Origin of the sequence: Streptomyces omiyaensis (genome assembly GCF_014650895.1) — a bacterium.
GTDB lineage: Bacteria > Actinomycetota > Actinomycetes > Streptomycetales > Streptomycetaceae > Streptomyces > Streptomyces omiyaensis.
In genome coordinates this window covers 1,097-17,435 of sequence record NZ_BMVV01000013.1, presented here as the reverse complement: position 1 = coordinate 17,435, position 16,339 = coordinate 1,097, and the positions used below count along the sequence as shown (strand labels likewise).

10 protein-coding genes and 1 pseudogene are annotated in these 16,339 nt (G+C 75.9%); 5 read left to right on the top strand and 6 right to left on the bottom strand.

Translation table 11 applies throughout. The annotated features are described in order from the left end of the window. Positions 1-130: 130 nt before the first annotated feature. Positions 131-607 carry a GreA/GreB family elongation factor gene (locus IE287_RS21655; protein ID WP_189850793.1) on the top strand — a complete coding sequence of 159 codons (477 nt, stop codon included), beginning with the start codon at positions 131-133 and terminating at the stop codon, positions 605-607. Then, positions 604-1,430 (top strand): annotated as a pseudogene (locus tag IE287_RS21650) (hypothetical protein); the annotation flags it as partial. The gene IE287_RS21655 and the pseudogene IE287_RS21650, both read left to right, overlap by 4 nt. Positions 1,431-1,467: 37 nt before the next feature. Here IE287_RS21650 and IE287_RS21645 read toward each other — a convergent pair. Then, the gene (locus IE287_RS21645) at positions 1,468-1,833 is read right to left on the bottom strand and encodes a YybH family protein (RefSeq protein WP_189850792.1); all 366 of its coding nucleotides are present in this window, start codon (positions 1,831-1,833) and stop codon (positions 1,468-1,470) included. A gap of 105 nt (positions 1,834-1,938) precedes the next feature. Between IE287_RS21645 and IE287_RS21640 the strand changes: the two genes are divergently transcribed. Next, on the top strand, positions 1,939-2,820 hold the full coding sequence (locus IE287_RS21640) for a LysR family transcriptional regulator (protein ID WP_189850791.1): 882 nt from the start codon (positions 1,939-1,941) through the stop codon (positions 2,818-2,820). Between the two features lie 49 nt (positions 2,821-2,869). On the opposite strand, the gene IE287_RS21635 is transcribed toward IE287_RS21640, so the two are convergent. From IE287_RS21635 to IE287_RS21625, 3 genes are all read right to left on the bottom strand, one after another. After that, a complete protein-coding gene (locus IE287_RS21635; RefSeq protein ID WP_189850790.1) occupies positions 2,870-4,342 on the bottom strand; it encodes a phytoene desaturase family protein in 1,473 nt (490 codons plus the stop codon). Between the two features lie 462 nt (positions 4,343-4,804). Further along, positions 4,805-7,327, bottom strand: coding sequence for an ATP-dependent Clp protease ATP-binding subunit (locus tag IE287_RS21630; RefSeq protein ID WP_189850789.1), 2,523 nt, complete (start codon positions 7,325-7,327; stop codon positions 4,805-4,807). A 110-nt stretch (positions 7,328-7,437) separates the two neighbouring features. Continuing rightward, entirely contained in the window at positions 7,438-8,025 is a 588-nt protein-coding gene (locus IE287_RS21625; protein WP_189850788.1) for a thioredoxin domain-containing protein, read from the bottom strand. Between the two features lie 384 nt (positions 8,026-8,409). Here IE287_RS21625 and ppnP point away from each other — a divergent pair, with 384 nt between their 5' ends. Together ppnP and IE287_RS21615 are read left to right on the top strand one after the other, a co-directional pair. Next, entirely contained in the window at positions 8,410-8,691 is a 282-nt protein-coding gene (gene ppnP, locus IE287_RS21620) for a pyrimidine/purine nucleoside phosphorylase (RefSeq protein WP_189850787.1), read from the top strand. 151 nt (positions 8,692-8,842) lie between these two features. Next, positions 8,843-13,057: a bifunctional nitrate reductase/sulfite reductase flavoprotein subunit alpha gene (locus IE287_RS21615; protein WP_189850786.1), complete on the top strand. Its 4,215-nt coding sequence runs from the start codon at positions 8,843-8,845 to the stop codon at positions 13,055-13,057. Between the two features lie 38 nt (positions 13,058-13,095). Here IE287_RS21615 and IE287_RS21610 read toward each other — a convergent pair whose 3' ends face one another. Beyond that, positions 13,096-14,274, bottom strand: a complete 1,179-nt coding sequence (locus IE287_RS21610; RefSeq protein WP_189850785.1) for an acyl-CoA dehydrogenase family protein — start codon at positions 14,272-14,274, stop codon at positions 13,096-13,098. A gap of 129 nt (positions 14,275-14,403) precedes the next feature. After that, positions 14,404-16,339: ATP-binding protein (locus tag IE287_RS21605; RefSeq protein WP_444545981.1), on the bottom strand; the 1,936-nt coding region annotated here is incomplete at its 5' end.

Genomic DNA, 16,339 nt, shown 5'->3' with positions numbered 1-16,339 from the left:
GGGGCGCCAGGGGTTTTCCGCGGCTCTTCCCCGGCCTGTGGGAGGTTTCGCGCGATTTGACGGACTTTCATAGTGATGTCGGAATGGAAGCGTCGTCCTTCGTCCCCGCCACCGCACGACGGGAGCCGTCATGACCGCTGGACCCGAGCCCCTCGGCGACGCCGCACGCGCGGCGCTGCACCGCGAGCTGTCCGACCTGCGCGCCGAGCGGGCGGACGTCGCCGCCACGCTCGGCGACGCCGACGAGCCGGGCGACCGGGCGGACCGGGCCGACGAGTTGCAGCGGGCCACGGAGGCGGAGCGGCTGGACGCGCGGATCGAGGAGATCGAGGGCCGGCTGCGGGAGGGCTCGGCCGCCGCGCCGCCCTCGACCGGGACGGTCGGCGTCGGCTCCACGGTGAGCGTGCGCTTCGGCGACGGCACGGAGTCGACCGTCCACCTCGGCGAGCTGGCGGACGCGGACGATCCGTCCCTGGTGACCGTCGCGAGCCCGCTCGGCCGGGCGCTGCTCGGCCACGCGGCCGGCGACAGCGTGGCGTACGCGACGCCGCTGGGCCGGACCACCGCCGTCGTCCTCTCGGTGGGCGCGCCGGGCGGCGGCTCCTGACCGGGGTCACCCACACCTCCGGCGGGACCGGCCGGGACCCGGAGGAGGAGCGCCGGGCCGACCGCAGGGGCGGCCCGGGCCACGGCGTGCTCCTCGCGCCGGCGCTCGCCGTGCCCGCGGCCGAGGTCGCGTACACGGCGGGGCCGGGGACGCGGTGCGGGACGTGTTCGTCGGCAGGGAGCCCTCGCACCGGCCCGACGCGCCGCCGGGGATGGTGACCACCGGTCCGCTGCTCGGTCCGGTGCCGGGCGTGGTGATCTCCAGGGCCGGCTTCGCGGTCTTCGCGGTCTTCGCCGCGCGCGGCGCGGTGCCGTCCGGCAGGGGCCGGGCGACCACCCCGCGCCGGGCCGGGACGACCGTGCTGGACCCGCTCGCGAGCGGCGTCGTCGACGCCTGCCCGTTCGGCCCGTGGTGGGGCCCGGGCACCGCGCTCACCGCGTACGCGCTCCGCAAGGGCGTGGTCGTCGAGTACCGGACCGGGCGGCGGCGGCCGCACCGCCCGCACGGCACCTCGCACGATCCCGCCTACCGGCCGCCGCCGTGGCCGCGCCGGGCGGCCGGCGCGGAGCAGTGGGCGGCCCTGCTGCTCACCGTCGCCGTCCTGCCGGTCCTGACCTTCGCCTCGGCGCTCGACGGGCAGGCGTGGACCTCGATCGTGACGTGCCGGGTCACCGGCGGGACCCGCACCTCCGACGCCCGCCCGATCGAGCTGAGCCGCGAGGGCGACGGGGTGGCGGGCCGGCACCCGGACGCCGGGGAGATCTCCGACGGTCTGGGGGGCGCCGCCGCGGAGAGCCGGTTCGTACGGGAACCCTGGCGGCGTACGGGGTGGTCCCGGGGGCTCCCGCCCCGGTCGCGGCTCAGCGGGCCGGCGGGACGAACTCCGGCTGGTCGAGCACCCGCAGCCAGCTTCCGTCCGGCTGCCGCCGCACGACCTGCGCGCGGGCGCCGGCGCCGTCCCCCGGCGGGGTCGAGGTGAGGGCGATGTCGCCGCTGACCAGCGTGGGAAGCGGTTCCTCCGGCTCGAACCGGGGACGGCGGGCCAGCACCCCGGCCCACAGCACCCGGATGGCCTCCCGCCCCACCGTGAGTTCGCCGGGCGGGTACGCGAGCACGGCGTCCTCGGCGTAGAGCGCGGCGACACCGGCGGCGTCGCCCGCGTTGGAGCGCTCGACGAAGAGACGGGTGAGGTCCTCGGGGCGCATGGCCTTCTCGTACTCCGGCACGGTTCTCCTCCTGCGTACGGGGCGTCGGTCGGGACGTCTCCACCCTCGCCGCCCCTCGGCCAGAAGTCCAACAGATGGTTCTTCTCCCTTCTAGAATCAGGAGTCATGGAGTTGAGGCAGCTGGAGTACTTCGTCGCGGTCGCCGAGGAGCGGAACTTCACCCGGGCCGCCGAACGGGTCCGCATCAGCCAGTCCGGGGTCAGCGCGCAGATCCGGCGCCTCGAACACGAGCTGGGCGCCGAGCTGTTCGACCGCTCGGCCCGGACGGTCTCGCTCACCGTCGCGGGGGAGGCCGCGCTCGCGCACGCCCGCGCCGCGCTCGCCTCGGCGGAGGCGGTGGGCCGGGCGGTGGACGAGGTGACGGGCCTGGTCCGCGGCAGGCTGACGGTCGGCATGGTCGCCGGCTGCACGCTCACGCCGTTCTTCGACGCCCTGGCCGCCTTCCGCACGGCCCACCCCGGGGTGGAGGTCCGGCTCCAGGAGGACCGCTCCGACCGGCTGGCCGACGCCGTCCGCGCGGGCACGGTCGACCTGGCGCTCGTCGGCACCGCCGCCGAGACCCCGGCCGGCCTCGACGCGCTCACGGTCCTCAGCGAGCACCTGGTCGCCGCGGTCCCGCCCGGGCACCCCCTGGCGGACCGCGGCGGCCTCGGCCTGCGCGAACTGACGGCCCACCCGCTCGTCTGCATGCCGCCCGGCACGGGCCTGCGCGCCGTCCTCGACCGGGCGTGCGCCGCACGGGACCTCCACCCGGTGATCGCCCTGGAGGCGGGTGCCTCCGACGCCCTCGCCGACCTCGCGGCGCGCGGCCTCGGCGTCGCCGTCCTCAGCGCGTCGATGGCCACCGCCTACGCCGGCCGCCTCACCGCGCTCCCGCTGGACGACGTGGACGTCCCCGCCCTCCTCGCCCTCGTCTGGAAGCCGGCCCCCCACCCGGCGGTCCGCGCCTTCCTGCCCCACGCCCGCCGGGCGTTCGGGGCGCCGTGACGCGACCCGCGCGGACGCCGGCGGGAGGGGCGGGCGGATCGGTCGGCGGTCAGCGCCAGGGCGGACGGACGCCCAGGTGGCGGAGGGCCGCCGCGGCGGCGCCCGCGCCCGACATACCGTGGGCGCCGGGGCCGGGCGGGGTGGCGGCGGAGCAGAGGTAGACGCCGGGGAGGCCGGTGGCGTAGGGGTCCAGGGCGGGGCGGGCGCCCAGGACGAGCTGGGGGACGGTCTTGGCGCCGGTGAGGATGTCGCCGCCGGCGAAGTTGGGGTTGGCGGCGGCGAAGTCGGCCGGGCGCGTCACCCGCATGCCGACGACGCGGTCGCGGACGCCGGGGGCGAACTGCTCGATGCGGGACAGGATCGCCCCGGTCGCGTCGCCGTCGTAGCCGTGCGGCACGTGCGCGTACGTCCAGACGGGGTGCACGTCGCCGACGGAGCGGGAGGGGTCGGCAAGGTACTGCTGGCCGACGAGGACGAAGGGGCGTTCCGGCATCCGTCCGTCCGTCACGTCCCGCTCGGCGCGGACGACCTCGTCGAGCGGGCCGCCGAGGTGGACCGTCCCCGCCCGCCGTGCCGCCTCCGCGCGCCAGGGCACGCCGCCCTCGACGGCGAGGTCGACCTTGAAGGCGCCGGGGCCGCGCCGGAAGCGGCGGTACGCGGCGGCGGTGCGGGCCGGCAGCAGGTCGCCGTAGATCGCGGCGGCCTGCGCCGGGTCGAGGTCGAGGAGGGTGAGGTCGGCCGGCGGCAGCTGCCGCCGGTCGGTGACCCTGACGCCCGTCTCGATCCGGCCCCCGCGGGCGCGGAGCGCGGCCGCGAGGGCGTCGGCGATCGACCGCGAGCCGCCCTCGGCGACGGCCCAGCCGGCCGCGTGCCCGGCGGTCAGGATGCCGAGCCCGATCGCCGAGCTGAAGGGCTCGGTCAGCGGACGGTACGCGTGGGCCGCCACGCCCGCCCACAGCGCGCGGGCGCCGGGGGTGCGGAAGAGCCGGGCGAGGGCCGCGGCGGGCAGGGCGGTCGGCAGGCCGAAGCGGGCCAGCAGCAGCGGGTGGTCCGGAACCCGCAGCAGCGGTCCCATGACGTCGCCCGAGAGCGCCTCCCAGCGGCGTACCGACGGGGCGAGGAGCGCCCGGTAGCGGGCCCCGTCGGCGCCGAGCCCGGCGGCGGTCCCGGCGACCGAGCGGTGCAGGGCGGGGGCGGTGCCGTCGTCGAGGGGGTGGGCGCAGTCGATCTCGGGGAGCAGCCAGCGCAGCCCGTACCGGTCGAGGCGCAGGTGGCGGAGGGCGGGCGAGGCGACGGCGAGCGGGTGGACGGCCGAGCAGTGGTCGTGGAGCAGCCCGGGCAGGATCGCCTCGTCGGTGCGGGTGCCGCCGCCGATCTCCCCGGCCGCCTCCAGGACGGTGACCTCGACGCCCGCCTCGGCGAGCAGGGCGCCGGCCGCGAGCCCGTTGGGGCCCGCGCCGACGACGACGGCGGTCGGGGTGGACCCGGTGGTGCGGGCGGGGCGGGGGCGGGTGCGGCTCATGGGGCGAGTCTGCCGGGGCGCGGGACGCGGACGCACACCGGGGCCCGTCGCGGCGGACCGCGCCGGTCGCCTCGACCGCCGGGACCAGCGGTCCCCGCGGTCAGCCGGCCACCAGGTCGATCGCCGTCGCGAGGACGCCGGCGGCCCCGGGAGGAGGTGGACGCGGCGCTCGGCCCGGGCCGGATCGGTGCCGGCGGGCCACAGCTCGCCGGCGGCGGCCTCCTCCGCCTCGCGCAGCTCGGCGACGGCGAGCCGCGCGGCGGGCCCGCGCGTGCGGAGGGTGGAGGGGCACCCGCGGCACCGGGCTCGACCTCCGTCTTCGTCTTCGTGTTCGTGTTGCGGTGGGCGTGCCTGTCGGCGGGCCCCCGGACGGTTCTCCGGGAATGCGACGGAACGGTCGGACAGGTCTTTTCGACGGCCCGCCTCGGCCCCGCCTGTCGAGGCGGGCCGACGGCCCGGAGGTCAGGCGGCGGGCGGTTCCCCGGCCGCGCCGGCCGGTCCGCCCTTGCGGATCGTGCAGTGGAGGGAGTCGTCGACGACGTCCGCGACGATGGTGTCGCCGGGCTCCGCCTCGCCGCCGAGGAGGAGCGAGGCGACCCGGTTGTCGAGTTCGGTCTGGATGGTGCGGCGCAACGGGCGGGCGCCGAACGCGGGCTGGTAGCCGTGGGCGACGAGGAGCCTGGTCGCGGCCTCGGTGACCTCCAGGGTCATGCCCTGGGCGTGGACGCGGTGCTTGCTGCGGTCGAGGAGGTGCTCGACGATCTCGGTGAGGTCCTTCTCGGTGAGGCTGTGGAAGACGATGATGTCGTCGATGCGGTTGAGGAACTCGGGCAGGAAGCGGCCCCTCAGGTCCTCCATCAGCTCCTCCTTCAGCCCGGCCGCGTCGCCCTCGTGGGCGAGGATCCGGTGGGCGCCGATGTTGGACGTCATGATGACGACGCAGTGGCGGAAGTCGACGGTGCGGCCCTGGCCGTCGGTGAGGCGCCCGTCGTCGAGGACCTGGAGCAGGGTGCCGAACACGTCCTGGTGGGCCTTCTCGACCTCGTCGAAGAGGACGACGCTGTACGGCCGGCGGCGGACCTTCTCGGTGAGCTGGCCGGCCTCCTCGTAGCCGACGTACCCGGGAGGGGCGCCGACGAGCCGGGCGACGGTGTGCTTCTCCTGGAACTCGCTCATGTCGAAGCGGATCATGCGGTCCTCGTCGCCGAAGAGCAGCTCGGCGAGTGTCTTGGCGAGTTCCGTCTTGCCGACGCCGGTGGGGCCGAGGAAGAGGAAGGAGCCGACGGGCCGGTCGGGGTCGCCCATGCCGGCGCGGTTGCGCCGGACGGCCTCGGAGACGGCGGTGACGGCCTCGTCCTGGCCGACGATCCGGGCGTGCATCTCCTCCTCCAGCTTGAGGAGGCGTTCCTTCTCGCTGGTGGTGAGCTGGGAGGCGGGGATGCCGGTGCGGCGGGAGACGATGTCGGCGATGTCGGAGGCGGTGACGGAGACGACGCCCTCGCGGCGCTCCTCGATGCCCGCGAGTTCGCCCTCGACCCGCGCGATCTGCTCCTTGAGCTCCTTGGCCTTCTCGAACTCCTCGGCGGCGACGGCCTGGTCCTTCTCGCGGCGCAGCTTGGCGATCCTGTCCTCGCGGCCGACCACCTCGGTGGAGCGGCCCGCGCTGCGGAGCCGTACCCGGGCGCCGGCCTGGTCCATGAGGTCGATGGCCTTGTCGGGGAGGAAGCGGTCGCCGATGTACCGGTCGGAGAGCTCGGCCGCCGCGGCGAGGGCGCCGTCGGCGAACCGGACCTGGTGGTGGGCCTCGTACGCGTCCCGGAGCCCTTCGAGGATCTGGACGGTCTCCTCGACGGTCGGTTCGGGGACGAGGACGGGCTGGAAGCGGCGTTCGAGCGCGGCGTCCTTCTCGATGTACCTGCGGTACTCGTCGATGGTGGTCGCGCCGACGACGTGCAGCTCGCCGCGGGCGAGGGCGGGCTTCAGCATGTTGCCGGCGTCCATCGAGCTCTCGCCGCTCGCGCCGGCGCCGACGACCGTGTGCAGTTCGTCGATGAAGAGGACGATCTCGCCCCGGGACTTCTGAACGTCCTCGATGACCTTCTTGAGGCGCTCCTCGAACTGGCCCCGGTACTGCGCGCCGGCGACCATGCCGGACAGGTCGAGGGAGACGACCCGCTTGCCCTTGAGGGTGTCGGGGACCTCGCCGGCCACGATCCGCTGGGCCAGGCCCTCGACGATGGCGGTCTTGCCGACGCCGGGCTCGCCGATGAGGACGGGGTTGTTCTTGGACCGGCGGGAGAGGATCTCGACGGTCTGCTCGATCTCCTCGGCGCGGCCGACGACGGGGTCGAGCCTCCCGGCCCTCGCCTCCTCGGTGAGGTCGCGGCCGAACTCGTCGAGGGTGGTGGCGGGCTGCTGGGGCGCGGCGGGCGTCGCGGTGTCGCCGCCGCGCGCCGCCCGGTCGGTCGCGCCGCGCAGCTCGGAGACGTCGAGGTCCTCGGCGGGCAGGAAGCGGGAGGCGCCGGAGTCGGCGTCGCCGAGGAGCGCGCCGAGGATGTGCTCGGGGCCGATGTAGGAGACGCCGGCGGCCTGCGAGGTGGCGTGGGCGAGCGCGAGGGTCCGCTTGGCGGCGGGGGTGAGGCCCGGCTCGGCGGAGGGCTCCGCGGACTCGCGCGGCAGCGCCTCGGCGATCTTCTCGGCGAGCCCGTCGGGGTCGACGCCGGCGCGGGCGAGCAGCCGCCGGGTGGGTTCGACCCGGGTGGCGGCCCACAGCAGGTGCTCGGTGTCGAGGTCGGTGGTGCCGTCCTCGACGGCCTTGCGGGTGGCCGTGTTGAGCAGCTCGTGGGAGGACTCGGTGAGGAGGCGGCCGATGGGGACCCGCTGGACCGCCGGCGGCGACGAGGCCGGCGACATCCCGAAGAAGCGGTTGAGCAGGTCGCCGAACGGGTCGGAGGGACCGAAGGGGGAACCGAACGCCATCGACATGTCAGTGCTCCTGAAGCGCGTGGGGGTCCCCCACACTCAAACCCCGCCGTCGCCGGTCCGCAAACGGAACCCGGAGGCGGCCGCGGAGGGTGCGGGACGGCGTCCCCGGCTCAGGCGGCGATGCGGCGCAGGAAGCCGGCCGGGCCGATGACCGGGGTGCCGTCGGGGCCGCCCACGGCGAGGTCCTCCTCGTCGTAGCGGACGACGGGGGTGCCGAGGATGCCGAACTCGGCGAAGTTCGCGACCACCTGACCGGCCCAGGGCACGTAGGTGCCCTCGGTGACCTTGCGGTCGAAGTCCGCGGACCGCAGTCCGTCCACCCCGCCCGCGACGTCGAGCAGGACGGCCGGATCGGCGAACCGGTCCTCCGCGCCCGGCGGGAACGGCTGGGCCGCGAGGAGCGCGGCGAGGTACTCCAGGAACGCGCCCTGCCCCGCGTCGCTGGCGGCGCCGAGCGCCGCCACCGCGCGCCGGGACCCGCTGCCGCCGGCGATGTCGTCGATCGAGGCGGCGAAGTGGAAGCGGACGACGAAGCGCCCCTCGTCGGCACCCTCCCGGAAGGTGTCGAGCAGGCCCTCGGACATCCGGCGGCTGCCCGGGTCGCGCAGCTCCAGGAAGACCCGCAGGACGTGCGGGGCGCCGGGGTCCCCGTAGTACACAGCGGCGCCGTGGGCACCGGTCGTATGCGCGGGATTCATGGGACGAGCTTCACACGGCAGGACGAACGGCACGACCGCTGGCGGCGCCGCCCCCGGGGGGGCCGCCCCGGCGCCCGGGCACGGCCTGCCGCCGTTCCGCGGAGGCCCTCCCCGGCCCTCCCCCTCCCCCCGGCCTTCCCCGGACCTCCCCAGGCCTCCCCCGAGCCGCCCCGGCCCTCCCCCGGCCCCTCCCCGGCCCTCCCGCCCGACCCTCCTCCGGGCCGCCCTCGCCGCGGGAGCCGGAGGCGGGGAGTCCGCCCACTGAGAGGGCCGTCCGTCCCCGCCGCACCGCGGCTAGGGTGGCGCCGCCCGCCGCGAGCGAACGCGCGACGGGCACACCTCTCCCGTTTCCCACGGATCCCTTCGATTCCCGCGAGGACGCGCATGTTCACGGTCAACGAGTACTTCGACGGCACGGTCAAGTCGATCGGCTTCTCCCAGGAGGAGGGCCGGGCCACCATCGGGGTCATGGCCCCCGGTTCCTACGAGTTCGGCACCGCCGCCCCGGAGACCATGCACGTGGTCAGCGGCGCCCTGAAGGTCCTGCTGCCCGGCGCCGACGACTGGCGGACCTTCGCGGCCGGCGAGCGGTTCGAGGTCGCGGGCGACAGCTCGTTCCGGCTGGAGGTCGCGGTGGACACCGCGTACCTCTGCGAGTACCGCTGACCCCTCGGCGCGTCCTCACCGCCCGCCCCGGATCCCGGTGCGGGCGGCGTAACCCCCGGTGCCCGGAGCGCGTGATCATCCGGAAACCGGGATCTTCTACCGTCGCCGGTGCGGGAGGATCCCGCCTGGTGGTCGAGGGGAAGGGGTGCCGGTGGCGGCGGAGACGGAGGCCGGGTCCGTGCGCACGGCCTGCTCGTACTGCGGGGTCGGCTGCGGCATCGTCCTGGACGTGGCGCGCGACCCCGTCGGCGGGCTGCGGCGGGTCGCGAAGGTCTCCGGGGACAGGGCCCACCCGGCGAACGCGGGGCGGCTGTGCACGAAGGGGGCGACGAGCGCCGACATGATGGCCGCCCCCGGCCGGGCCTCGACGGCACTGGTCCGGGCCGAGCGCGGCGGCGAGCCCGTCGCGGCGGACGTCGACGCCGCCGTCGCCGAGGTCGCACGGCGGCTGCGCGCGATCCTCGACGAGCACGGCCCCGACGCCCTGTCGTTCTACGTCTCCGGGCAGATGTCGCTGGAGGCGCAGTACCTGGCGAACAAGCTGGCCAAGGGCTTCGTGCGGACGAACCGGATCGAGTCCAACTCCCGCCTGTGCATGGCCTCCGCCGGAACCGGATACAAGCTGTCGCTGGGTGCGGACGGGCCGCCCGGTTCGTACCGGGACTTCGACCACGCGGACGTCTTCCTCGTGATCGGCTCCAACATGGCCGACTGCCATCCGATCCTCTTCCTGCGCATGATGGAGCGGATCAAGGCGGCCGGGGCGAAGCTGATCGTCGTCGACCCGCGGCGGACCGCCACCGCCGAGAAGGCCGACCTCTTCCTCCAGATCAGGCCGGGCACGGACCTCGCGCTCCTCAACGGCCTGCTGCACCTGCTGGTCGAGAACGGGCACGTGGACGAGGGGTTCGTCGCCGAGTTCACCGAGGGGTGGGAGGAGACGGCGGCCTTCCTCGCCGACTACCCGCCCGCCGAGGTCGCCGGGATCACCGGCATCCCCGAGGAGGACATCCGGCGGGCCGCGCGCTGGATCGGGGAGGCCGGCGAGTGGACGAGCTGCTGGACCATGGGGCTCAACCAGTCCACGCACGGCACCTGGAACACCAACGCGCTGGTGAACCTGCACCTCGCGACCGGGGCGATCTGCCGGCCGGGCTCCGGGCCCTTCTCGCTCACCGGCCAGCCCAACGCCATGGGCGGCCGGGAGATGGGCTACATGGGTCCCGGGCTTCCGGGGCAGCGCTCGGTGGTCTCCGACGCCGACCGCGCCTTCACCGAGGAGCTGTGGGGCATCCCCGCGGGCTCGCTCCGCACCGACGTCGGACGGGGCACCGTCGACATGTTCGAGCGGATGGCGGCCGGGGAGATCAAGGCCTGCTGGATCATCTGCACCAACCCGGTCGCCTCGGTCGCCCACCGCGGGACGGTCGTCTCCGCCCTGGAGGCCGCCGAACTCGTCGTCACCCAGGACGTGTTCGCCGATACCGAGACCAACGCGTACGCCGACGTCGTACTGCCCGCGACCCTGTGGGCGGAGTCGGACGGGGTGATGGTCAACTCAGAGCGGAACCTCACCCTGGTCCAGGGCGTCGTCGACCCGCCCGGCCAGGCCCTGCCCGACTGGGAGCTCATCGCGAGGGTGGCGTGCGCGATGGGCTTCGCCGAGGCGTTCACGTACGGCTCCGCCGAGGAGGTCTTCGAGGAGCTGAAGCGGGCGTGGAACCCGCAGACCGGCTGGGACCTGCGCGGAGTCTCGTACGAACGGCTGCGCGCCACCCCCGTGCAGTGGCCGGCCCCCACCGCCGACGGCCCCGACCGCAACCCGGTCCGCTACCTCAACGACGGGGTCAGCCAGACGCTCCTGGAGCGTGCGGACGGCAGCCGGCCGCGCCTCGCCTTCCCCACCCCGACCGGCCGGGCCCGCTTCTTCGCCCGGCCGCACCTGCCGCCCGCCGAACTCCCCGACGACGCGTATCCCTTCGTCCTCAACACCGGGCGCCTCCAGCACCAGTGGCACACCCTGACCAGGACCGGGAAGGTCGCCAAGCTGACTCGGCTGAACCCCGGTCCCTTCGTCGAGGTCCACCCCGAGGACGCCGCCGCCCTCGGCATCGCCGGGGGCGACCCGGTGGAGATCGCCTCCCGGCGCGGCCGGGCCGTGCTCCCGGCCGTGGTCACCGACCGGGTCCTGCCCGGCACCTGCTTCGCGCCCTTCCACTGGAACGACCTCTTCGGCGAGTACCTCAGCGTCAACGCGGTCACCAACGACGCCGTCGACCCGCTCTCCTTCCAGCCCGAGTTCAAGGCGTGCGCGGTGACGCTCGCCAAGAGCGCCGCCCCCGTGCCGCTCGCCGCCCCGGGCGGGCGGCCCGCCCGGGAGCGGACGGCGACTCCCTCGGCGACGGCGGCCGCCCCGGCCCCGTCCCGGCCGGCGCTCGCCGCGCTGTTCGGCGTCGAGGACCTCGCGCCCCCGGCCCTCACCGAGCCGGAGCGCCGCTACCTGGCCGGATTCCTGACCGGCCTGTCGACGGCCGGCGACGACGGCCGCGTGCCGGTCCTGCCCGCCTCCGCGCCCTTCTCCCCCGAGCACGGCGACTGGGTGGACGGGGTGCTGGCCGGGCTGTTCTCCCGCGCGGCCGCCCCCGCGCGCCCGGCGGATCCGCACCCTTCGGATCCGCACCCCTCGGAGCGGCGCCCTTCGGAGCGGCACCCGGCACCCCGGCGGCTCCTCGTCCTGTACGCCTCCCAGACCGGCACGGCCGAGGAGTTCGCCGCGACCGCCGCCGCCCGGCTCGCCGCCGCCGGGCGGGAACCCGCGGTCCTCCCGATGGAGGGCGTCGACCCGTCGGACCTCGGCGCCGACACGGACCTCGTCGTGGTGACCAGCACCTTCGGCGCCGGTGACGCCCCGGACAACGGCGCCGCCTTCTGGCAGGCCCTGAACTCCCCCGACGCGGCGCCGCTGACGGGCGTCCGGTACTCCGTCCTGGCCTTCGGCGACTCCGGTTACGACGACTTCTGCGGGCACGGCCGGCGCCTGGACGCCCGGCTGTCCGAGCTCGGGGCCGACCGCCTGCTCCCCCGCACCGACTGCGAGCCCGACCACGAGGAGAGCTCCGGGGCCTGGCTCACCGCCCTCCTCCCCCTCCTCACCGCCCCGGCACCGGCCCACGCAACGCCCCCGGCAGCGGCGGCCCCGTCGCCGGTGGCCCCCTCCGCGCCCTCCGCGCCCTCCGGCCCCTCCCCGTACACGAAGGCCTCGCCGTTCCCCACGCTCCTCGTCGGCAACCGGCTGCTGAGCCTGCCGGGTTCGCAGAAGGAGGTGCGGCAGTTCGCCTTCGACACCCGGGGCGGCGAACTCGCCTACGAGCCGGGCGACGCGCTCGGGGTGTGGCCGGCCAACAGCGCCGCGCTCGTCACCGAATGGCTGGCCCTCACCGGACTCGACCCGGCCGAGCCGGTCACGGTGGGGGACTCCGGCCCGCTGCCCCTGGCCGAGGCCCTGCGGACCCGCCTCGACATCGCCCGCATCACACCGGACCTGCTCCGCTTCGTCGCCGAGCGCACCGGCAGCCAGGAGCTCAGGCGGCTGCTCCGGCCCGGGCACAAGGACGAGCTCGCCAAGTGGAGCTGGGGCCTCCAGGCGGCCGACCTGATCGGCGCCCACCCGGTGCGCGCCTCCGCCGCCGACTGGACCGGCGTCCTCAAGCGGCTCCAGCCGCGCCTGTACTCGATCTCCTCCAGCCCCCTCGCCCACCCGGGCGAGGTCCGGCTCACGGTCTCCGTGGTCCGCTACTCCAACGACCGCGGCCGGGACCGGACCGGCGTCTGCTCCGCCTACCTCGCCGACCACGCCGACGACGGCCCGGTCCCGGTGTTCGTGCAGCGCTCCCCGCACTTCCGGCCGCCCGCCGACCCCGCCGCCCCGCTGATCATGGTCGGCCCGGGGACCGGCGTGGCCCCCTTCGTCGGCTTCCTGGAGGACCGGCTGGCCCGCGGGCACACCGGCCGCAACTGGCTCTTCTTCGGCGAGCAGCGCGAGGCCACCGACTTCTACTACCGCGAGGAGCTGGAGGCCCACCGGGCCGCCGGCCACCTCGACCGGCTCGACACCGCCTTCTCCCGCGACCAGCGCGCCAAGGTGTACGTCCAGGACCGCATGCGCGAGCACGGCGCCGCCCTGTGGTCCTGGCTCCGGGACGGCGCCCACCTCGCGGTCTGCGGGGACGCGGCCCGCATGGCGAAGGACGTCGACCGGACGCTCCGCGAGGTCGTCGCCCGCCACGGACGCATGGGCGACGAGGAGGCGGACGCGTACGTGCGACGGCTGGCGGCGGCGAAGCGGTACGTCCGCGACGTCTACTGACGGGCGCGCGGGGCGCCGCCGCCCCGGGGCGGCGGCGCTCAGCGGCGGACGCGGGGCATGCCCAGGCCGATCCAGGAGATGATCTCGCGCTGGATCTCGTTGTTGCCGCCGCCGAAGGTGAAGATGACGGCGGAGCGGTAGCCGCGTTCGAGTTCGCCGTGGAGGACGGCGCCGGGGGAGCCCTCCTTGAGGGCGCCGGCGGCGCCGACGACCTCCATCAGGGCCGCGTAGGCGTCGCGGCGGGCCTCGGAGCCGTAGACCTTGACGGCGGAGGCGTCCTGGGGGGTGAGGGTGCCGTGGTGGACGGCGTTCACCATCTGCCAGTTCAGGAGCTTCATCGCGTCCAGGCGGGTGTGGGTGCGGGCCAGGGCGCGGCGGACCCAGGGCAGGTCGACGACCCGGCGGCCGTCGCTCAGGAGCGTGTCGGCGGCCCAGCGGCGGACGTCGTGGAGGGCGCGGATCGCCATGGTGCCGTGGGCGGCGAGGGTGACGCGCTCGTGGTTGAGCTGGTTGGTGATGAGCCGCCAGCCCTTGTTCTCCTCGCCGACGCGGCGCGAGACGGGGACGCGGACGTCGTCGTAGTAGCTGGCGGTGGTGTCGTGCGAGGCGAGGGTGTTGATCAGCGTGCACGAGTAGCCGGGGTCGGTGGTCGGGACGAGGAGCATGGTGATGCCCTTGTGGGGGGCCGCGTCCGGGTCGGTGCGGACGGCGAGCCAGACCCAGTCGGCGGTGTCGCCGTTGGTCGTCCAGATCTTCTGTCCGTTGACGACGTACGCGTCCCCGTCGCGCACCGCGCGGGTCTTCAGGGCCGCGAGGTCGGTGCCCGCGTCGGGCTCGCTGTAGCCGATGGCGAAGTCGATCTCCCCGGAGAGGACGCGGGGCAGGAAGTACGCCTTCTGCTCGTCGGTGCCGAACTGCATGATCGTCGGGCCGACCGTGTTCAGCGCCATCAGGGGCAGCGGGACGCCCGCCTGGGCGGCCTCGTCGAAGAAGATGAACTGCTCCATGGGCGTGAGGCCGCGCCCGCCGTACGCGACGGGCCAGCCGACGCCGAGCCAGCCGTCCGCGCCGAGGCGGCGGATCGTCTCGCGGTAGAAGCGCTTCTGGGCAGCCGGGTCCCCGTACCGGCTGTGCACGTCCTCGGGGACGAGCTCCGCGAAGTAGGCCCGCAGCTCGGCGCGCAGGCGGTTCTGTTCCGGCGTGTACTGCAGATGCATCCCGGCCTCCCGTGGCGGCGTCGTCGTCCCTCGGCACGACGGCCGTCACGGTAGAACGTGTTCCATAAATGTGGAAGGCCCGGGACGGAGCCTCCTGCGGCGCCGTCCCGGGTTCCCGCGCTCACGGGGTCACGGAAGCAGTTCGTCGAGGGAGGCGCGGCCCTTCTCCGCCATCCTGCGCTCGGCCCACGCCAGGGTCTCCGGCGTCACGTCGCGGCCGGAGGCGAGCACCACGTCCTCCGCCGTGAACTCGCCCTCCGAACCGGAGTGCAGCAACCGGTCGGGGGTCGGTACGTCCCCCCGGGACATCTCGTCGGGCTCAGCGTTCATGCCGTCTCCTCCATGCTTCTGCGGGTGGGTCCCGGCACTGGCCATTCTCGTGTCCGCTCCCGCGCCCCGCATCCGGGCGCCCGGGGCCCCCGCCCGCCGCCGCAGCAGCGCGGCCGCCTCCGCCGCCGGGAGCGCCCCGCCCGCCGCGTGCTCCCCGGCGTACGCCTCCGGGGTCAGCGCGGCCCGCAGGGCGGTCTCGGCCCGGCGGCGGACGAGCTCCTCCGTCTGCGGGGTGTACGGGTGGAAGCCGCCGTCCCGGCCCTCGGCGGCGTGGGCGTCGTACGCACCGAGGAGCCGGGCGCCGGTGCGGGCGTCGCCGGGCCGGCCGCGTCCGGCGAGCGCCCACGCGCCGGTGGCGAACTGGGCGACGACCAGCCGGGGCGCCACCAGGTGGGCCAGGGCCGCCAGGTCGCCGACGGCTCGGTCGAGCCGGTCCAGGGCCCGCTCGTGGGCGCCGTCCAGGCAGTCCACCCAGGCCCGCATGCCGCCGACGAGCCCCCAGAACAGGCCCGGGGTGTGATCGCCGAACTCGGTCTCGCACCGGCCCAGCTGCTCCTGCGCGAGGCCGGTGCGGCCGGTGTGGGCGTAGTGCTGGGCAAGCAGCAGCCGCACGTTCCCGGTGGCCTCGGCGCCCCAGCGGACGGCCTCCTCGGCGGCGTGGGCGAGCAGCCGCTCCGCCTCCGCGTCGGCGGGCCGGAGCCGGAGCCGTACGGCGGCCAGGTGGGCGGTGAAGACGTGCACCTGGGAGCGGGCCCCGACCTCCCCGGCGGCCGCGGCGGCCCGCGCGAAGTCCCCGGCGGCCTCGGCGAGCCGCCCGGCGCGCTCGTACGCCTCGCCGCGCGCCGCGAGGGACTCGGCGATGCCCCAGGCGTCCCGGGCGTCCTCGAAGAGGGCGAGGGCCTCGGCGGCCTCCTCCGGTCCGTCGCCGGCGAGCCGGGCCCGCATGAGCAGCGCGAAGGCCAGGTCCCAGGGGTCGCCGTCGGCGCGGCAGGCCTCCACCAGGAGGGCGAGGACCTCGCCCAGCCCTGTGAGCCCGCCGGTCATCAGGCGGGCGAAGAACCAGACGGTGCCGGGCTGCCGGCAGAGCTGCGGCAGCCCGGGCCGGTAGGCGGCGACGATCGGGGCGAGCCGGCCGACGACGTCGGCCTCCTGCTCCACGGCGGTGGCGCCCGACCCGCCCTGGGCGGCGAGCGCGTACAGCCGGACGCCGCGCCGGGCCTCCCGCAGCCGCTCGCCCGTCCACGGCGGCGGGACGTCGTGGACGCGACCGGGCAGGGGCGCGGCCGGCGGCGCCCCCGGGCCGAACGGGTCCGGACCGAAGCGCCCGGCGGCGGCGGACCAGGCGCGGGAGTCGTGGTGGTGGTTGCGGAGCTGCCAGAACCAGGCGAGGGAGTGGACGAGGCACAGGACCTCCTGCTCCTCCCCGGCCGCGACGGCGGTCCGCAGGGCGGTGCGGAGGTTGTCGTGCTCGCGCTCGAAGAGGGCGAGGGTGGCGGTCTGGAGCGGCCCCCGGAGGCCGGCGTCCCGGGTGCGGGCGAGTTCGCGGTAGTGGGCGAGGTGGGCCCGCTCCACCACCGCCCGCTCCCCCGCCTCCTCCAACCGCTCCCCCGCGTACTCCGCCACCGTCTCCAGCAACCGGAACCGCATCCCCGACTCCACCGGCACCGACACCACCAGCGACTTGTCCACCAGCGCACCCAGCACGTCCAGCACCTCCACCCCCTCCGGCCCCGCG

Excerpts from the sequence above, each read along its gene's own strand:
- IE287_RS21655 (WP_189850793.1), top strand. The coding sequence starts at position 131 with ATGACCGCTGGACCCGAGCCCCTCGGCGACGCCGCACGCGCGGCGCTG.
- IE287_RS21640 (WP_189850791.1), top strand. The coding sequence starts at position 1,939 with ATGGAGTTGAGGCAGCTGGAGTACTTCGTCGCGGTCGCCGAGGAGCGG.
- IE287_RS21635 (WP_189850790.1), bottom strand. The coding sequence starts at position 4,342 with ATGAGCCGCACCCGCCCCCGCCCCGCCCGCACCACCGGGTCCACCCCG.
- IE287_RS21630 (WP_189850789.1), bottom strand. The coding sequence starts at position 7,327 with ATGTCGATGGCGTTCGGTTCCCCCTTCGGTCCCTCCGACCCGTTCGGC.
- IE287_RS21625 (WP_189850788.1), bottom strand. The coding sequence starts at position 8,025 with ATGAATCCCGCGCATACGACCGGTGCCCACGGCGCCGCTGTGTACTAC.
- ppnP (WP_189850787.1), top strand. The coding sequence starts at position 8,410 with ATGTTCACGGTCAACGAGTACTTCGACGGCACGGTCAAGTCGATCGGC.
- IE287_RS21610 (WP_189850785.1), bottom strand. The coding sequence starts at position 14,274 with ATGCATCTGCAGTACACGCCGGAACAGAACCGCCTGCGCGCCGAGCTG.